17 protein-coding genes and 1 pseudogene are annotated in these 16,098 nt (G+C 71.5%); 17 read left to right on the top strand and 1 reads right to left on the bottom strand.

What is annotated here, in order from left to right; all coding sequences use genetic code 11:
• Position 1: 1 nt before the first annotated feature.
• The 3 genes from ACWFR1_RS26990 to ftsH all read left to right on the top strand — a co-directional run bounded on the left by ACWFR1_RS26990 (position 2) and on the right by ftsH (position 6,322).
• Positions 2-2,581, top strand: coding sequence for a [protein-PII] uridylyltransferase (locus tag ACWFR1_RS26990; protein ID WP_453555417.1), 2,580 nt, complete (start codon positions 2-4; stop codon positions 2,579-2,581).
• A gap of 120 nt (positions 2,582-2,701) precedes the next feature.
• Positions 2,702-4,255: a signal recognition particle protein gene (ffh, locus tag ACWFR1_RS26985; protein WP_453555416.1), complete on the top strand. Its 1,554-nt coding sequence runs from the start codon at positions 2,702-2,704 to the stop codon at positions 4,253-4,255.
• 144 nt (positions 4,256-4,399) lie between these two features.
• The gene (ftsH, locus tag ACWFR1_RS26980) at positions 4,400-6,322 is read left to right on the top strand and encodes an ATP-dependent zinc metalloprotease FtsH (RefSeq protein ID WP_453555414.1); all 1,923 of its coding nucleotides are present in this window, start codon (positions 4,400-4,402) and stop codon (positions 6,320-6,322) included.
• 30 nt (positions 6,323-6,352) lie between these two features.
• Here the strand turns inward: ftsH and ACWFR1_RS26975 are convergent, their stop codons facing one another.
• On the bottom strand, positions 6,353-7,090 hold the full coding sequence (locus ACWFR1_RS26975) for a class I SAM-dependent methyltransferase (RefSeq protein ID WP_453555412.1): 738 nt from the start codon (positions 7,088-7,090) through the stop codon (positions 6,353-6,355).
• 388 nt (positions 7,091-7,478) lie between these two features.
• On the opposite strand from ACWFR1_RS26975, the gene ACWFR1_RS26970 reads away from it, so the two are divergent.
• The 14 genes and pseudogenes from ACWFR1_RS26970 to ACWFR1_RS26905 form a co-directional block, all read left to right on the top strand.
• Entirely contained in the window at positions 7,479-8,072 is a 594-nt protein-coding gene (locus tag ACWFR1_RS26970; protein WP_030206379.1) for a hypothetical protein, read from the top strand.
• A gap of 169 nt (positions 8,073-8,241) precedes the next feature.
• Complete coding sequence (gene rpsP, locus ACWFR1_RS26965) at positions 8,242-8,685, top strand: 30S ribosomal protein S16 (RefSeq protein ID WP_030206380.1); 444 nt, start codon at positions 8,242-8,244, stop codon at positions 8,683-8,685.
• A gap of 2 nt (positions 8,686-8,687) precedes the next feature.
• Positions 8,688-8,927, top strand: coding sequence for an RNA-binding protein (locus tag ACWFR1_RS26960; protein ID WP_030206382.1), 240 nt, complete (start codon positions 8,688-8,690; stop codon positions 8,925-8,927).
• 117 nt (positions 8,928-9,044) lie between these two features.
• A complete protein-coding gene (rimM, locus tag ACWFR1_RS26955; protein ID WP_453555409.1) occupies positions 9,045-9,602 on the top strand; it encodes a ribosome maturation factor RimM in 558 nt (185 codons plus the stop codon).
• Positions 9,599-10,420, top strand: a complete 822-nt coding sequence (trmD, locus tag ACWFR1_RS26950; protein ID WP_453555407.1) for a tRNA (guanosine(37)-N1)-methyltransferase TrmD — start codon at positions 9,599-9,601, stop codon at positions 10,418-10,420. Before rimM ends, trmD begins: the two co-directional genes overlap by 4 nt.
• A 127-nt stretch (positions 10,421-10,547) precedes the next feature.
• The gene (gene rplS, locus ACWFR1_RS26945; RefSeq protein WP_453555405.1) at positions 10,548-10,898 is read left to right on the top strand and encodes a 50S ribosomal protein L19; all 351 of its coding nucleotides are present in this window, start codon (positions 10,548-10,550) and stop codon (positions 10,896-10,898) included.
• A gap of 68 nt (positions 10,899-10,966) precedes the next feature.
• The gene (lepB, locus tag ACWFR1_RS26940; protein WP_453555404.1) at positions 10,967-11,719 is read left to right on the top strand and encodes a signal peptidase I; all 753 of its coding nucleotides are present in this window, start codon (positions 10,967-10,969) and stop codon (positions 11,717-11,719) included.
• A complete protein-coding gene (gene lepB, locus ACWFR1_RS26935; protein WP_453555402.1) occupies positions 11,712-12,650 on the top strand; it encodes a signal peptidase I in 939 nt (312 codons plus the stop codon). Before lepB (ACWFR1_RS26940) ends, lepB (ACWFR1_RS26935) begins: the two co-directional genes overlap by 8 nt.
• A 10-nt stretch (positions 12,651-12,660) precedes the next feature.
• Complete coding sequence (gene lepB / locus ACWFR1_RS26930) at positions 12,661-13,584, top strand: signal peptidase I (protein WP_453555487.1); 924 nt, start codon at positions 12,661-12,663, stop codon at positions 13,582-13,584.
• Positions 13,585-13,637: 53 nt separating this feature from the next.
• Positions 13,638-14,402 (top strand): signal peptidase I, encoded by a 765-nt coding sequence (gene lepB / locus ACWFR1_RS26925; RefSeq protein WP_453555400.1) that lies wholly within the window; start codon positions 13,638-13,640, stop codon positions 14,400-14,402.
• Positions 14,399-14,920 carry an NUDIX hydrolase gene (locus ACWFR1_RS26920; RefSeq protein ID WP_453555398.1) on the top strand — a complete coding sequence of 174 codons (522 nt, stop codon included), beginning with the start codon at positions 14,399-14,401 and terminating at the stop codon, positions 14,918-14,920. Before lepB (ACWFR1_RS26925) ends, ACWFR1_RS26920 begins: the two co-directional genes overlap by 4 nt.
• A gap of 54 nt (positions 14,921-14,974) precedes the next feature.
• Complete coding sequence (locus ACWFR1_RS26915) at positions 14,975-15,283, top strand: DUF2469 domain-containing protein (protein WP_005311352.1); 309 nt, start codon at positions 14,975-14,977, stop codon at positions 15,281-15,283.
• Between the two features lie 118 nt (positions 15,284-15,401).
• On the top strand, positions 15,402-15,767 hold the full coding sequence (locus tag ACWFR1_RS26910) for a YraN family protein (RefSeq protein WP_453555396.1): 366 nt from the start codon (positions 15,402-15,404) through the stop codon (positions 15,765-15,767).
• A pseudogene (locus ACWFR1_RS26905) lies at positions 15,767-16,018 on the top strand (magnesium chelatase domain-containing protein); the annotation flags it as partial. The gene ACWFR1_RS26910 and the pseudogene ACWFR1_RS26905, both read left to right, overlap by 1 nt.
• Positions 16,019-16,098 lie beyond the last annotated feature (80 nt).

The raw sequence follows: 16,098 nt of genomic DNA, 5'->3' as shown, positions 1-16,098 counted from the left end.
GGTGACGAGCCTCGAAGCGCGTACGCAGAACGAAGATTCGGGACCCGGCGGTTACGCGGCGGCCCGGCTGCTCCTTCTCCACGAGAAGGAGCGGTCCGGGCCGCCGCGCCGTGCCGCCCTCGCCCGGCTCACCGACGACTGGCTGGCCGCCCTCTTCGCGGCCGCCGCCCCGCCCCGCGGGACCGCCCTCGTCGCCGTCGGAGGCTACGGGCGCGCCGAACTCTCCCCCCGCAGCGACCTCGACCTCCTCCTGCTCCACGACGGCAGCGCCGACAAGGCCGCCGTCGCCGCCCTCGCCGACCGGATCTGGTACCCCGTCTGGGACCTGGGCATGGCGCTCGACCACTCCGTCCGCACCCCCGCCGAGGCCCGCACCACCGCCGGCGAGGACCTCAAGGTCCAGCTCGGCCTCCTCGACGCCCGGCACGTCGCCGGAGACGCCGGCCTCGTCGCCGCCCTGCGCACCACCGTCCTCGCCGACTGGCGCAACCAGGCACCCGAGCGCCTCCCCGAACTGGACGAGCTCTGCCGCGAGCGCGCCGACCGCATGGGCGAGCTCCAGTTCCTCCTCGAACCCGACCTCAAGGAGGCCAGGGGCGGCCTCCGCGACGTGCAGGTCCTCCGCGCGGTCGCCGCCTCCTGGCTCGCCGACGCCCCCCGCGAAGGCCTCGACGCCGCCCGCCGCCGCCTCCTCGACGCCCGCGACGCCCTGCACCTCACGACCGGCCGCGCCACCGACCGGCTCGCCCTCCAGGAGCAGGACGCGGTCGCCGCCGAGCTCGGCCTCCTCGACGCCGACACCCTGCTCCGCGAGGTGTACGAGGCCGCCCGCGTCATCTCGTACGCCACCGACGTCACCTGGCGCGAGGTCAACCGCGTCCTCAAGGCCCGCTCGGCACGGCCCCGGCTGCGCTCCCTCCTCGGCGGGCGCGGCGGGGGCAAGGCCGGTGGCGCGCGGGTGGGCGGCGCACGGGTGGGCGGCGCACGGGTGGGCGGCGCGAAGCCGCCCGTCGAGCGCACCCCCCTCGCCGAAGGCGTCGTCGAGATGGACGGCGAGGTCGTCCTCGCCCTCAGCGCCAAACCGGAACGCGACCCCGTCCTGCCCCTGCGGGCCGCCGCGGCCGCCGCCCAGTCCGGCCTGCCGATCTCCCTGCACGCCGTACGCCGCCTCGCGGCCGCCGCCAAACCCCTGCCCGTGCCCTGGCCCGCCGAGGCCCGCGAGGAACTCGTCACCCTCCTCGGCGCGGGGGCGGCGACCGTGCCCGTCTGGGAGGCCCTGGAGGCCGAAGGGCTCGTCACCCGGCTGCTCCCCGACTGGGAGCGCGTACGGTGCCGCCCCCAGCGCAACCCCGTCCACACCTGGACCGTCGACCGCCACCTCGTCGAGACCGCCGTACGCGCCGCCTCCCTCACCCGCCGCGTCGGCCGCCCCGATCTCCTCCTCGTCGCCGCCCTCCTCCACGACATCGGCAAGGGCTGGCCCGGCGACCACTCCGTCGCCGGCGAGACCATCGCCCGCGACCTCGCCACCCGCATCGGCTTCGACCGCACCGACACCGGCATCATCGCCACCGCCGTCCGCCACCACCTGCTCCTCGTCGAGACCGCCACCCGGCGCGACCTCGACGACCCCGCCACCGTCCAGTCCGTCGCCGACGCCGTCGGCACCCTCGGCACCCTGGAACTGCTGCACGCCCTCACCGAGGCCGACGCCCTCGCCACCGGCCCCGCCGCCTGGTCCTCCTGGCGGGCCTCACTCGTCGCCGACCTGGTCAAGCGGGTCGCCGGCGTCCTCGCGGGCGAACCCCTCCCCGACCCCGAGGCCGCCGCCCCCAGCGCCGAACAGGAACGCCTCGCGATCGAGGCCCTGCGCACCGGCGAACCCGTCCTCACCCTCCACACCCGGACCGAGCAGCCGGTCGACCCCGCCGCCCACGACGCCTCCGGCGCCGACACCCCCGAACCCGTCGGCGTCGAACTCCTCATCGCCCTGCCCGACCAGCCCGGCGTCCTGCCTGCCGTCGCCGGCGTCCTCGCCCTCCACCGGCTCACCGTCCGCGCCGCCGACCTCCGCGCCGTCGACCTCCCCACCGGTCTCGGCACCGGCACCGGCACCGGCACCGGCACCGGCACCGGCTCCGGCGAAGGCGCCGGCGCCGTTCTCGTACTCGACTGGCGAGTCGCCGCCGAGTACGGCTCGCTGCCCGAGGCCGCCCGTCTCCGCGCCGACCTCGTCCGCGCCCTCGACGGCTCCCTCGACATCCCCGCCCGCCTCGCCGAACGCGAGGCCGCCTACCCGCGCCGCCGCGGCCTCACCGCCCCACCGCCCCGCGTCACCGTCGCCGCCGCCCATTCCCGCCTCGCCACCGTCATCGAGGTCCGCGCACAGGACGCCCCCGGCCTCCTCCACCGCGTCGGCCGCGCCCTGGAGGGCGCCGAGGTCCGCGTCCGCAGCGCCCACGTCTCCACCCTGGGCGCGAACGCCGTCGACACCTTGTACGTGACCCGCCCCGACGGCTCCCTCCTCCCCGACGAGGAGGCCGTGGACCTGGCCCGCGCACTGGAGTCGGCGCTGCGCTGACCCCGCGAACCGACCCGTCCCCGCCCACCGGATCCGGTGGGCGGGGGCACATCCTCCGAGCGGCCCGATACCCTGGAGGGCAATCCGACCGCCCCCGACACCTGAGGATCCGCGACCGCCGTGTTCGATACCCTCTCCGACCGCCTTGCAGCGACCTTCAAGAACCTCCGCGGCAAGGGCCGTCTGTCCGAGGCGGACATCGACGCCACCGCCCGCGAGATCCGTATCGCGCTGCTCGAAGCGGACGTCGCCCTGCCGGTCGTCCGGTCCTTCATCAAGCAGGTCAAGGAGCGCGCCCTCGGGCTCGAGGTCTCGCAGGCCCTGAACCCGGCCCAGCAGGTCATCAAGATCGTCAACGAGGAGCTCATCGCCATCCTCGGTGGCGAGACCCGGCGCCTGCGGTTCGCGAAGACCGCGCCGACCGTGATCATGCTCGCCGGTCTCCAGGGTGCCGGTAAGACCACCCTCGCCGGAAAGCTCGGCGTCTGGCTCAAGAGCCAGGGCCACTCCCCGCTGCTCGTCGCCTGCGACCTTCAGCGCCCCAACGCCGTCACCCAGCTCTCCGTCGTCGCCGACCGCGCGGGCGTGGCCTTCTACGGCCCGCAGCCGGGCAACGGCGTCGGCGACCCGGTCCAGGTCGCGAAGGACTCGATCGAGTACGCGCGGACCAAGATGTACGACGTCGTCGTCGTCGACACCGCCGGCCGCCTCGGCATCGACCAGGAGCTGATGCAGCAGGCCGCGGACATCCGCGACGCGGTCTCGCCCGACGAGGTCCTCTTCGTCGTCGACGCCATGATCGGTCAGGACGCGGTCAACACCGCCGAGGCCTTCCGCGACGGCGTCGGCTTCGACGGCGTCGTGCTCTCCAAGCTCGACGGCGACGCCCGCGGTGGTGCCGCGCTCTCCATCGCGCACGTCACCGGCAAGCAGATCATGTTCGCCTCCAACGGCGAGAAGCTCGACGACTTCGACGCGTTCCACCCGGACCGCATGGCGTCGCGCATCCTCGGCATGGGCGACATGCTCTCCCTCATCGAGAAGGCCCAGCAGACCTTCGACGAGGACGAGGCCGCCAAGATGGCCTCGAAGCTCGCGTCGAAGAAGGGCCAGGACTTCACGCTCGACGACTTCCTGGCGCAGATGGAGCAGGTCCGCAAGATGGGCTCCATCTCCAAGCTGCTCGGCATGCTGCCCGGCATGGGCCAGATGAAGGAGCAGATCGCCAACATCGACGAGCGGGACGTCGACCGCACGGCCGCCATCATCAAGTCGATGACCCCGGGCGAGCGCCACGACCCGACCATCATCAACGGCTCCCGCCGCGCCCGTATCGCCAAGGGCTCGGGCGTCGAGGTCAGCGCCGTGAAGGGCCTGGTCGAGCGGTTCTTCGAGGCCCGCAAGATGATGTCCCGCATGGCCCAGGGCGGCGGCATGCCGGGGATGCCCGGCATGCCCGGCATGGGTGGCGGCCCCGGCCGGCAGAAGAAGCAGGTCAAGCAGGCCAAGGGCAAGCGCAAGAGCGGCAACCCGATGAAGCGGAAGGCCGAGGAGCAGGCCGAGGCCGAACGCCGCGAGCAGGCGCAGCAGGGCGGCGCCTTCGGCCTCCCGGCGGCGGCCCAGAGCCCGAAGGACTTCGAGCTCCCGGACGAGTTCAAGAAGTTCATGGGCTGAGCACGGTGGTAGGAGGGGTCCGGAGCGGTGTGAAACCGCTCCGGGCCCCTTTTCACTCCCCGTTTCACCCCTTCGTCCCGCCCGCGATGCCGGGTTCGTCCCGCTCTCCGATACTGGGGCCACTGCCGCCCCGAGGAGAGTCACGTGGCCGACCCCGTACCCCCGCGCGACCGGACCGATCAGCCCTGGCGCTCGGAAGGGGCCCCGCCGCCCGCTCCGCAGAAGAAGAAGATGCCGGGCGGCTGGGGCGGGCTCATCCTCACCGCACTCGTCGTGTACCTGCTCGCCAACATCGTCCTGTCGTTCTTCAACGAGGGCGACGGGCCGACGATCTCGTACACCGAGTTCGACAAGCAGGTCGCCGCCGGGAACGTCACCAAGATCTACTCCAAGGGCGACGCGATCCAGGGGCAGCTGAAGGACAAGCAGCCCGCCCCCGACGGCAAGGGCGACTACACCAAGTTCACCACCCAGCGCCCCGCCTTCGCCGACGACGACCTGTGGGCGCAGCTGACCAAGCAGAACGTCACCGTCACCGCCGAGCCGGTCGTCCAGGAACGCAGCTTCCTCGCCAACCTCCTCATCTCGCTCGCCCCGATGCTGCTGCTCGTCGTCCTGTGGGTGTTCATCGCGCGTCGTATGAGCTCGGGTATGGGCGGCGCCGGCGGTGGCATGCTCGGTCGCAAGACCCCGCCCAAGCCCGTCGAGCTGGAGGGCGCCAAGCGCACCACCTTCGCCGACGTCGCCGGCATCGACGAGGTCGAGGGGGAGCTCAACGACGTCGTCGACTTCCTCAAGAACCCGCACGCCTACCGCGAGATGGGCGCCAAGATGCCCCGCGGCGTGCTCCTCGCCGGCCCTCCCGGCACCGGCAAGACCCTCCTCGCCCGCGCCGTCGCCGGCGAGGCCGGAGTGCCCTTCTTCTCCGCCTCCGCCTCCGAGTTCATCGAGATGATCGTCGGCGTGGGCGCCTCCCGCGTACGGGAACTCTTCGCCGAGGCCCGCAAGGTCGCCCCGGCGATCATCTTCATCGACGAGATCGACACCATCGGCCGCGCCCGGGGCGGCGGCTCCGGCATGGGCGGTCACGACGAGCGCGAGCAGACCCTCAACCAGATCCTCACCGAGATGGACGGCTTCACCGGCTCCGAGGGCGTCATCGTCCTCGCCGCCACCAACCGCGCCGACGTCCTCGACCCCGCCCTCACCCGGCCCGGCCGCTTCGACCGGATCGTCCACGTCAACCCGCCCGACCGGGGCGGACGCGAGGCCATCCTGCGGATCCACACCCGGGAGATCCCGCTCTCCAAGGACGTCGACCTGGAACACGTGGCCAGGACGACCCCCGGTATGACCGGTGCCGAACTCGCCAACCTCGCCAACGAGGCCGCCCTCCTCGCGGTCAAGCGTGAACAGAAGGCCGTCACGCAGTCCGACCTCTCCGACGCCCTGGAGAAGGTCCAGCTCGGCGCCGAGCGGCCCCTGGTGATGCCGGAGGAGGAGCGCCGCCGCACCGCGTACCACGAGAGCGGCCACGCCCTGCTCGGCATGCTCCAGCCCGGCGCCGACCCGGTCCGCAAGATCACCATCGTGCCGCGCGGCCGCGCCCTCGGCGTCACCCTGTCGACGCCCGACGCCGACAAGTACGCCTACACGGAGGAGTACCTCCGCGGACGGATCATCGGCGCCCTCGGCGGCATGGCGGCCGAGCAGGTCGTCTTCGGCGTCGTCACGACCGGCGCCGAGAGCGACCTGGAACAGGTCACCAACATCGCCCGGGGCATGGCCGGCCGCTGGGGCATGAGCGAGCGCGTCGGCCGTCTCACCGCCATCCCGAGCGACGCCCAGCAGGCGTACGGCCTCTCCGCCGCCCCCGCGACCCTCGACACCGTCGACGCCGAGATGCGCCGCATCGTCGACGAGTGCTACGAGAGGGCGGTACGTCAGCTCCGCGACCACCGGGCCCAACTGGACGCCCTGGCCGCCGCCCTCCTCGCCAACGAGACCCTGGAGGAGGACGCGGCCTACCGCGCGGCGGGCGTCACCCGCACCGGCAAGGAGGACTGACCCCGGCGAGGGACCCCGCCGGCGGGGTCGTCACCGCACCCGGGCGAGCACGTAACGGAAGACGTTCGGCATCCACACCGTCCCGTCCGCCCGGACGTACGGCGCGAGCGCCTCCTCGATTTCCTTCTCCACCTGCGAAAGGTCGGTCGCCCGGACGGCCTCGTCGAACGCGCCCGTCGACAGCAGGCCGCGCACGGCGCTGACCCCGGTCGCGTACCCGAAGGGACACGCGACCCGCCCCGAACCGGCCGGCACGAGCCCCGCCCCGGCCACCAGTCCGTCCAGATCCGCCCGCGCCGACGGCGCCCGGTCCGCGAGCCGGTCCGCGACCCGCAGCACCGGCTCCGTGGCACACCGCTCCGGCGGCCCCCACCCCGCCAGGACGACCACCGCACCCGACTGGGCCGAGCGGGTGAGCGCCGCGAGCTCGGGGAGCAGCCCGTCCGTCGCGTGGAAGGCCGTGATCACGTCGTACGGGCCGTCGCCCAGCGGTACTCGCTCCACGTCCTCGGCGACCACCACGTCCTCCGGAAGGCGCTCCCTGGCGAGCTCCACGCGCGCGTGGTCCCGGTCCACGCCGGCCACCCGCGCGCCCCGCGACGCCGCCATCAGCAGCGCCAGACCGGTGCCCGAGCCGAGGCCGAGCAGCCGGGACCGCGCACCCACGCCGACGCGGTCGTACACCGCCTCGTACAGCGGGACGAGCATGCGCTCCTGGATCTCGGCCCAGTCACGCGCGGGGTGGTGCGGGACGAGCGTAGGTGTCATGGAAAGAGCCCCAATCCGTGCCTGGACGACAGCCCCCGTAGCCAGGGAACTGCGCAACCCTGGCCGCGTCCAGTGCTCGCGCCGCACCGATTCGCCCGGGGGAGGGTCGGTGCGCGCCCGTGCGCGCCGACCCGGTAATGTCCCTGCAACGCTTCCCGCGCTCGTCCCGGGACGCCTCAGGAGCCCCTCGCGGGGGCGTGCGCACCAGGGCTGCGCGCCGGGGCGTATGCGCCACTACGCACCGGCTTGACGCCGCCTGCGCGGCTTCTCCGCAGATCGGCGCACTGGCTATCGTCAGGACGCATCAACGGCAACTGACGGGTAAGTGCAAAATATTTGGGATGCCCCGGAATGGAACCCGGGGGCACATCGGCTCGTTGTACACGACGTGAGCACGACACCACCTGTTCTCGCCGCAGAGCTGGCACAGGCGTGGGCCGACATTCAGCGGCACCACCCCGAGCTGCCCGATCTTGCCGCGCCCGAGTCCCTGATCGGAGAGTCCTCGTCCGCCTGCGGCGCCGAGCTCTCCTTCGAGCGACTGCTCCACGAGGCAGTCCACGGCATCGCCGCCGCCCGGGGGGTTCGCGACACCTCCCGCGCCGGCCGCTACCACAACCGCAGATTCCTCGCGATCGCCGAGGAGATGGGGCTGGACCACCCCGAGGAGCCGCACGCCAGCAGCGGCTTCTCCCTGGTCACGCTCAACCCCGAGGCCCGGCGGCGGTACCGCCCGACCATCGAGCGCCTCCAGCGGGCCCTCAAGGCCCACACGGTCGCGACCGCGGCCGACACGAAGCGCTCCTTCCGGGGTCCGGCCGCCCGGCACGGCTCCTCGGGCGGCGGCGTCCGCGTCAAGGCCGTCTGCGACTGCGGGCGGAACGTCCGCGTGGTGCCGTCCGTACTGGCCCAGGCCCCGATCGTCTGCGGCGGCTGCGGCAAGCCCTTCCGTATCCCCGAGACGGTGGGCGCCGTCGGCTGACCGCCGACGAGGCGCCCCTCGGCGTGTGGCACAATGGACAGCTGTACTCGACAGTCGCATAGGACCCCTCTCTCCTCCGGCTGACGCGTCCATCGGGCATCCGAGTACCGCAACCCCACGTGGCATCTCAAAGTGCCCAACCACGTCAAGACCAGGAGACACCACTCCAGTGGCAGTCAAGATCAAGCTCAAGCGCCTCGGTAAGATCCGCCAGCCGCACTACCGCATCGTCGTCGCCGACTCGCGCACCCGCCGCGATGGTCGTGCGATCGAGGAGATCGGCCTCTACCACCCGACGTACAACCCGTCGCGTATCGAGGTCGACTCCGAGCGTGCGCAGTACTGGCTGTCCGTCGGCGCCCAGCCGACCGAGCCCGTCCTCGCCATCCTGAAGCTCACGGGTGACTGGCAGAAGGCCAAGGGCCTCCCGGCCCCCGAGAAGGCCCTGCTCGTCCCCGCGACGAAGGAGGCGAAGCGCGCCTCGTTCGACGAGTTCGCGAAGACCCTCGAGTCCGGCGACGACAAGGGTGAGGCCATCACCCCGAAGGCCAAGAAGGCCGACAAGAAGGCTGACGAGGCCGAGGCCGCGTCGACCGAGTCGACCGAGGCCTGAGCATGCTCGAGGAGGCTCTCGAGCACCTCGTGAAGGGCATCGTCGACAACCCCGACGATGTGCAGGTCGCCTCGCGCAACCTGCGCCGTGGCCGCGTGCTGGAGGTCCGGGTACACCCCGAAGACCTCGGCAAGGTGATCGGCCGCAACGGCCGCACCGCGCGTGCGCTGCGTACCGTCGTGGGCGCCATCGGCGGCCGTGGGATCCGGGTCGACCTCGTCGACGTGGACCAGGTCCGCTGAACAAGTCGGCCGCATCGGTTGATTGATGTGCCGGCACGGGCCGGGGAGGGCTTACGCCCACCCCGGCCCGTTGTCGTTTTCCGTCGTACGAACTGCGTGACAGGAGAGTGTGGAGCAGTGCAGCTGGTAGTCGCGCGGATCGGCCGCGCCCACGGCATCAAGGGCGAGGTCACCGTCGAGGTGCGGACCGACGAGCCCGAGCTCAGGCTCGGCCCCGGAGCCGTCCTGCTCACCGACCCGGCCTCCGCCGGGCCGCTGACCATCGAGTCCGGCAAGGTGCACAGCGGCAAGCTGCTGCTGCGCTTCGAGGGCGTCCGCGACCGCAATGCCGCCGAGGCCCTGCGCAACACCCTTCTCATCGCCGAGATCGACCCCGAGGAACTGCCCGAGGAGGAGGACGAGTACTACGACCACCAGCTCATGGACCTCGACGTCGTCCTCGCCGACGGCACGGAGATCGGCCGGATCACGGAGATCTCCCACCTGCCGTCCCAGGACCTCTTCATCGTCGAGCGGCCCGACGGCACCGAGCTGATGATCCCGTTCGTCGAGTCGATCGTCACCGAGATCGACCTGGAGGAGCAGCGGGCCGTCATCGACCCGCCGCCCGGCCTGATCGACGACCGCGCCGTGATCGCCTCCTCCCGCGAGGAGCCCGAGGAGGCAGGGGAATGAGACTCGACGTCGTCACGATCTTCCCCGAGTACCTCGAACCGCTGAACGTCTCCCTCGTGGGCAAGGCGCGCGCGCGAGGACAGCTCGACGTCCACGTCCACCACCTGCGCGACTGGACGTACGACCGGCACAACACGGTCGACGACACCCCGTACGGTGGCGGCCCCGGCATGGTCATGAAGACCGAGCCCTGGGGCGACGCGCTCGACCAGACGCTCGCCGACGGCTACGAGGCCGGCGCCCACGGCCCGGTCCTCGTCGTCCCGACCCCCAGCGGCAGGCCCTTCACCCAGGACCTGGCCGTCGAACTCTCCGAACGGCCCTGGCTGATCTTCACGCCGGCCCGCTACGAGGGCATCGACCGCCGCGTCATGGACGAGTACGCGACCCGGATGCCCGTCTACGAGGTCTCCATCGGCGACTACGTCCTCGCCGGCGGAGAGGCCGCCGTCCTCGTCGTCACCGAGGCCGTCGCCCGCCTCCTGCCGGGCGTCCTCGGCAACGCCGAGTCCCACCGCGACGACTCCTTCGCGCCCGGCGCCATGGCCAACCTCCTGGAGGGGCCCGTCTACACGAAGCCCCCCGAGTGGCGCGGCCGGGGCATCCCCGACGTCCTGCTCAGCGGGCACCACGGGAAGATCGCCCGCTGGCGGCGGGACGAGGCCTTCCGGCGCACCGTCACCAACCGGCCCGACCTCATCGAGCGCTGTGATCCGGCCGCCTTCGACAAGAAGGACCGCGAGATCCTCTCCATGATGGGCTGGGCGCCCGAGCCCGGCGGCCGATTTTGGCGCAAGCTCCCCGACGTGGAACAATAGGCCGCTGTCGTCCGTCCGGCGCGCGCCCCTGCCACAGGGGGAACGACGCCCGCCAGGGACGAACGGCACCCCAGACATCCGAACGTACCGCTGATGACCTGTGGCATCAGCGAGGAAAGAGACCTCCATGGCCTCCCTGCTCGACCAGGTCAACGCGGCTTCCATCCGCACCGACCTCCCCGCCTTCCGCGCCGGTGACACCGTGAACGTCCACGTGCGCGTCATCGAAGGCAACCGCTCCCGTATCCAGCAGTTCAAGGGCGTCGTCATCCGCCGCCAGGGCGCGGGCGTCAGCGAGTCCTTCACCGTCCGCAAGGTCTCGTTCTCCGTCGGCGTCGAGCGCACCTTCCCGGTGAACAGCCCGATCTTCGAGAAGATCGAGCTCGTCACCCGCGGTGACGTCCGTCGCGCGAAGCTCTACTACCTGCGTGAGCTGCGCGGCAAGGCTGCCAAGATCAAGGAGAAGCGCGACCGCTGAGCCCCGGCTCACCGCTCACGCGACGCTTGAGGTCCTCGCACAGACGGGCCGGATAGGCTCTGTCCCCGATGGACACCGAAGCACAGCACACGGAGCGCGACCCCTCCACCGACACGGAGGACGGGTCGCGCTCCGCGCGCGTTTCCTGGCGGCGTACGGGCTTCCTCGGCGCCGCCTGCGTGGTTTTCCTGCTGCTCCTCAGCCACTTCGTGATCCAGCCGTTCCTGATCCCCAGCAGCTCCATGGAGCCCACGCTCCAGGTCGGCGACCGGATCCTCGTGAACAAGCTGGCGTACCGCTTCGGCGATGAGCCGCGCCGGGGCGACGTCATCGTCTTCGACGGCACCGGCTCCTTCGTACGGGAAGACCTCGACGGCAATCCGGTCACCGGGCTCCTGCACGACGCCGCGGCCGCCCTCGGCTTCGCCGAGCCTGACGAGACCGACTTCGTGAAGCGGGTCGTCGGCGTCGGCGGCGACCGGATCGTCTGCTGCGACAAGGACGGGCGGCTCACCGTCAACGGCGTCCCCGTCGAGGAGCGGTACGTGATGCTCGGCGACCAGCCGTCCGGCGTCCCCTTCGACATCGTCGTCCCCGCGGGCAGGCTCTGGGTGATGGGCGACCACCGGAGCCAGTCCAGCGACTCCCGCGACCACCTCGGCAGCCCCGGCGGCGGCATGGTCCCCGTCGACAAGGTCGTCGGACGGGCCGACTGGATCGCCTGGCCCTTCGACCGCTGGTCCACCGTCCCCGCCACCGAAGCCTTCGACGCCGTACCGGCCCCGGCCGTCGGCGGGCACGGTACGAGTCCTCATGGGTAGCCGCGGCCGGCCGGCGGGCGGGCCCGCCCAGAGCTCCGGTGCCGCGCCGCTGCCGGGACGGGCCGAGCGGCGCCGGCTCGCCCGCAGGGTCAAGCGACGGCGCCGGCGCTCCGCGATCCGTGAGATCCCGATCCTCCTCACCGTCGCCGTGCTCATCGCGCTCGTCCTCAAGACCTTCCTGGTGCAGGCCTTCGTCATCCCCTCCGGTTCCATGGAGCAGACGATCCGCATCGACGACCGGGTCCTCGTCGACAAGCTCACCCCGTGGTTCGGCTCCCGGCCGCAGCGCGGTGACGTCGTCGTCTTCAAGGATCCCGGCAACTGGCTCCCGCAGGACGCCCCGCCGGCCTCCGAGGACCCGATCGGCGTCAAGCAGGTCAAGCAGGCCCTCACCTTCATCGGACTGCTGCCCTCGGCCGACGACCGCGACCTCATCAAGCGGGTCGTCGCCGTCGGAGGGGACACCGTCCGCTGCTGCGACAAGGGCGGACGGCTCACCGTCAACGGCGTACCCCTGAACGAGCCGTACCTGCACCCCGGGAACGAGCCGTCCACGATCCCCTTCGAGGTGAAGGTCCCCGAGGGCCGGATCTTCGTCCTCGGCGACCACCGCTCCGACTCGGCAGACTCCCGCTTCCACCTCGACGAGAAGGACCACGGAACCGTCTCCGAGGAGCAGCTCGTGGGGCGCGCCGTCGTGATCGCCTGGCCCGTCGGGAACTGGCGCGGCCTGGAGGAACGGGAGACGTTCGCCGCCGTACCGGACGCCCGTGCGAGTTCCGGGCCCGCGCTCGGTCTGTCGCATAGTGTGTCCCCGCGCAATCTGAACGGATTGCCCGGGCTCCCGACCCCTGCGGAACTTCTGCTCGTTATGGGAGTGGTGGGCCTGTCCCTGTTCCGGGGCAGGCGATCGCACGGAGTGAGGAGTTGATGTGGGGGATTTGGCCGTCGGCGCACGATCCGGACACGATGAGCCCGAGAAGAGGGCCGACGAGGCCATCGGCGACGAGGTGACGGGTGACGATGTGACGGATGACGACCGGGCGCACGACGACCGGGCGCACGACGACGACGAGGCTGCGGGCAGGTCGGGCAGAAGCCCGAAGAAGCCGCGTTCCTTCTGGAAGGAACTGCCCCTCCTCATCGGCATCGCCCTGGTGCTCGCGCTCCTGATCAAGACCTTCCTGGTGCAGGCCTTCTCGATTCCCTCGGAATCGATGATGAACACGCTCCAGCGCGGTGACCGGGTCCTCGTCGACAAGCTCACCCCGTGGTTCGGCTCCGAGCCGGAGCGCGGCGAGGTCGTCGTCTTCCACGACCCGGGCGGCTGGCTGGAAGGCCAGAAGACGCCCGACCCGAACGTCGTCCAGAAGTTCCTCAGCTTCATCGGCCTCATGCCGTCCGCCGAGGAGAAGGACCTCATCAAGCGGGTCATCGCGGTCGGCGGCGACACGGTCTCCTGCAAGGAGGGCGGCAAGGTCGTCCTCAACGGCAAGACCCTGGACGAGGGCGCGTACCTCTACCCCGGTTCCGTGCCGTGCCAGGACTCCTTCGGCCCGATCAAGGTCCCCCAGGACCGCATCTGGGTCATGGGCGACAACCGGCAGAACTCGCTGGACTCCCGCTTCCACCAGCAGCTCCCCGGCGGCGGCACCGTCGCCAACGACCAGGTCGTGGGCCGCGCCGTCGTGATCGCCTGGCCCGTCACCCGCTGGGCGACCCTCCCCGTGCCGGACATCTTCGACCAGCCCGGCCTGAACCAGGCCGTGGCCGCCGCCCCGCTGGGCGCGGCCGGTCTGGCCGGAGCGCTCCCGCTGGTGCTGTGGCGTCGGAAGAAGCACACGGCTGGGCATACCGCCGAGTAGTGACCCGCGGGTAGATTGCCGTCCCGGACCGTCGACAGACCTCTGGGGTGCGCATGAGCGGGAACAAAAAGGCAGAGGGCGGCCACGGCCGCCTCGGCAGCGTGCTGTCGGGGCTGGCCGTGGCCGTCGGCTGTGTGCTCTTCCTCGGAGGCTTCGTCTGGGGGGCGCTGGTCTACCAGCCGTTCACCGTCCCCAGCGACTCCATGACCCCCACCATCGCCGTGAACTCCCGGGTGCTCGCCGAGCGCGTCGACGGTGACGAGGTGCGGCGCGGTGACGCCGTCGTCTTCACCGACGCCGTATGGGGCTCCTCGCCGATGATCAAGCGGGTCGTCGCGGTCGGCGGCGACACCGTCGCCTGCTGCGACCGGGACGGCCGGCTCACCGTCAACGGCAAGGCCGTCGACGAGCCCTACCTGAGCCCCGGGCCGGACGGCAGGATCGTCGCCTCCGACCGGGAGTTCTCCGTGACCGTCCCCGAGGGGAAGCTCTTCCTCCTCGGCGACGACCGCTACACCTCGCTCGACTCCCGCTCGCACCTGGAGGAGGCCGGGCAGGGGACCGTGGCCCGCTCCGCGGTCATCGGCAGGGTCGACGCCGTCGTCTGGCCCGCCGAGGGCCTCCTGGAGCCCGCGAAGGGCTTCGCCGCCCTACCGGGCGGGATCTCCGAGCCGGGCCCCTTCACGGCCCTCCTCGCGGCGATCGTGGCAGGCTGCGTACTGATCGTGGCGGGAGCCGCGTACGGGCCGGTGGCACGCTTTCTGACACGGCGTCCTGGAGTGAAGGGCCCGGGGACGAGGGCGAAGGTGACGACATGACGGATCCCGCTTCCGCCGAGGCGCAGAAACCCGTCGCGCGGCAGGTGGCGAGGGTCGTCCTCCTCGACCCGGACGACCGCATCCTGCTCCTGCACGGGTACGAACCCGACGACCCCGCCGACACCTGGTGGTTCACCCCCGGCGGAGGCGTCGAGGGCGACGAGACCCGGGCGGAGGCCGCGCTGCGCGAACTCGCCGAGGAGACCGGCATCACCGACGCCGAACTCGGACCGGTCCTGTGGCAGCGGTACTGCTCGTTCCCCTTCGACGGCCGGCGCTGGGACCAGGACGAGTGGTACTACCTGGCCCGCGTCCGCCGGACCGGCACCGAGCCCCGTCCCCAGGCCCTCACGGAGCTGGAGACCCGCAGCCTCGCGGGCCTCAGATGGTGGACCTCCGCCGAACTGTCGGCGGCCCGTGAGACGGTGTACCCGACCAGACTCGCCGAGCTGCTGCGCACGCTGCTCGACGAGGGACCTCCGAGTGCACCGGTGGTTCTCGCCCCGGAAATCGTTTAGGGGTGCGGACACTGGCGCACAATGGGTGGACGCACGGCTGAAGGGGAACATGCCATGAGCGCCGAGGACCTCGAGAAGTACGAGACCGAGATGGAGCTGAAGCTCTACCGGGAGTACCGCGACGTCGTCGGGCTGTTCAAATACGTGATCGAGACCGAGCGACGTTTCTACCTCACCAACGACTACGAGATGCAGGTGCACTCGGTGCAGGGTGAGGTCTTCTTCGAGGTCAGCATGGCTGATGCCTGGGTCTGGGACATGTACAGGCCCGCCAGGTTCGTCAAGCAGGTCCGCGTCCTCACGTTCAAGGACGTAAACATCGAGGAGCTCAACAAGAGCGACCTCGAACTCCCCGGCAGCTGACGCACCCCGCTGAACTCACTCCCAGGGGTGAGTGAGTTCTCCACAGGGCGCCGTCCCTCCACAGCGCCGCACGCGGCCCGGTCCGCTCCGTCACAGTCGGTGACGGAGGTGGTACCCCATGAACAGGACCCAAGCCCTCGGACGGTACGGGGAAGAGCTGGCGACCCGTCGGCTCACCGCGACCGGCATGCGCATCCTCGCCCGCAACTGGCGCTGCGGCCGCGCCGGAGAGATCGACATCGTCGCCCGTGACGGCGACACCCTCGTCATCTGCGAGGTCAAGACCCGACGCCACGGCGCCTACGAACACCCCATGGCCGCCGTCACCCCGACCAAGGCCGAGCGGCTCCGCCGCCTCGCCGCCTGCTGGCTCGACCGCAACGGCACCCCCGCCCCCGCGGGCGGCGTCCGTATCGACCTCGTCGGCATCGTCCTGCCCCGCAAGGGCGCCCCCGTCCTCACCCACGCCCAGGGGGTGGCCTGATGGGATTCGCCCGCACCTGCTCCGTCGCCCTCGTCGGCGTCGAAGGCGTCGTCGTCGAAGTCCAGGCCGACCTCGAACCGGGCGTAGCCGCCTTCACCCTCGTCGGCCTCCCCGACAAGAGCCTCAGCGAGAGCCGCGACCGTGTCCGCGCCGCCGTCGTCAACTCCGGCGCCGAGTGGCCCCAGAAGAAACTCACCGTCGGACTCAGCCCCGCCTCCGTCCCCAAGAGCGGCAGCGGCTTCGATCTGGCAAACACCCGCCATGTGCGCTTCTAAAGTGCCAGGATACGGACATGCCCGAGCACGTCGACCCAGTCACCGGCCGCCGCATC

It is taken from the genome of Streptomyces sp. NPDC055103, assembly GCF_053607625.1.
This window is presented reverse-complemented; position numbering and strand designations above follow the sequence as displayed.